Annotated in this window: 1 protein-coding gene and 1 pseudogene; one reads left to right on the top strand and one right to left on the bottom strand. The window is 73.5% G+C overall.

The window, feature by feature from the left end; all coding sequences use genetic code 11:
- The first annotated feature begins 101 nt into the window (after positions 1–101).
- Positions 102–995 carry an alpha/beta fold hydrolase gene (locus GKQ77_RS32780; RefSeq protein ID WP_219692787.1) on the top strand — a complete coding sequence of 298 codons (894 nt, stop codon included), beginning with the start codon at positions 102–104 and terminating at the stop codon, positions 993–995.
- Between the two features lie 7 nt (positions 996–1,002).
- Here the strand turns inward: GKQ77_RS32780 and GKQ77_RS32775 are convergent.
- Positions 1,003–1,328: pseudogene (locus GKQ77_RS32775) on the bottom strand (hypothetical protein); the annotation flags it as partial.

The following is a 1,328-nucleotide window of genomic DNA, read 5'->3' as shown; positions in this document are numbered from 1 at the left end:
TTCTAGGGCGGGGCCGTGGCGGGATATCCGGGCGTGCTTGCGCGGGAGGATAGCGAGACGGTACGGTTCGTCTCGTAAGTTTTCCTTGCGGGAGGTGGCTCATGGCGCGGGAACAGCGGGAGCAGCGGGAACAGTACGTGGAGGTCGCGGCCGGGGTGCGGCTGTGGACGGAGCGGCGGGGGGCGGCCGACGCCCCGGCGCTGCTGCTCGTCATGGGAGCGCAGGCCTCCGGGCTCGGCTGGCCCGAGGAGCTGGTGGACGCGCTCGCGGAGCGGCATCACGTCATCCGCTACGACCACCGCGACACGGGACGCTCCACCCACAGCTTCGACGAACACCCCTACCGCGTCACGGACTTGGCGCAGGACATCATCGCGGTCCTGGACGGCCTCGGGATCGAGCGGGCGCACCTGGTGGGTCTCTCGCTCGGCGGCATGCTCACCCAGCTGCTCCTCGCCGACCACCCCGAGCGGGTGCTGAGCGCGACGCTGATGGGGACGTGCGCGCTGAGCGAGACGCCGTACGTGGGACCCGACGGCGTGAGCGAGCTGCCCGGCATCGCGCCGGAGGTACTCGAGCTGTGGGCGCGGCCGGTCGAGGACCACGGTCTGGAGGCCGAGCTGGACCGGCGGGTGGCGCACTGGCGGGTGCTCGGCGGCGATCGGATCCCGTTCGACGCCGCGTACTTCAGAGAGCTCGAGCGGCGCATCATCGAGCACGCGGGCGGCTACGCGCCGTCGACCGCGCACGGCCGTGCCGACGATTCCGGGATGCTCCGCACCGCCGAGCTGGCCCGGAACGAGGTCCCGACCCTCGTCGTCGCGGCCCCGGCCGAGCCGGTCTTCCCACCCCCGCATCCGCAGCATCTGGCCCAGGTCATCGCGGGCTCCCGGCTGGTGGAGGTGCCGGGCATGGGGCACGCGCTGCCGCCGGCCGTTCTCGGCCCCCTCACGGAGGCGATCCTGGCGCACACCGGGAGCGCGGCGCGCGTGTGAGGGGCCGTCAGTCTCCGTGCGGGGACGCTGTGTTGACCGCCCAGTGGCCTGAATGGCCGGGTGGCAGTGCCAGGTCCCGTCGTACCGCCGCGTAGTACCCCTGGCGTGCGACCCGCTGGCGCTCCAGCATCCCGGCCCAGGCCCCCGGATCCCGCGTGTCGTCGCGCAGGAACCGTTCCATCTCGATGACGGTGAGCACCCACACCCGCGCCTTGTCCACCACGTCCGGCGCCCCGAGCATGAGCAGCGCCTCGCCCGCCGGGTCGCGGGCGTCGGCGGCCTCCGTGAAGTGGGGCGCGGCCGCCTCGGGGGAGAGGGGGTGCGGGTGGGGAT

The sequence above is a fragment of the Streptomyces anatolicus genome (genome assembly GCF_019400875.1).
GTDB classification, from domain to species: Bacteria; Actinomycetota; Actinomycetes; order Streptomycetales; family Streptomycetaceae; genus Streptomyces; species Streptomyces anatolicus.
This window is presented reverse-complemented; position numbering and strand designations above follow the sequence as displayed.

What these genes read in the sequence shown, in the direction of transcription:
- GKQ77_RS32780 (WP_219692787.1), top strand. Translation starts at nt 102, where the DNA reads ATGGCGCGGGAACAGCGGGAGCAGCGGGAACAGTACGTGGAGGTCGCG.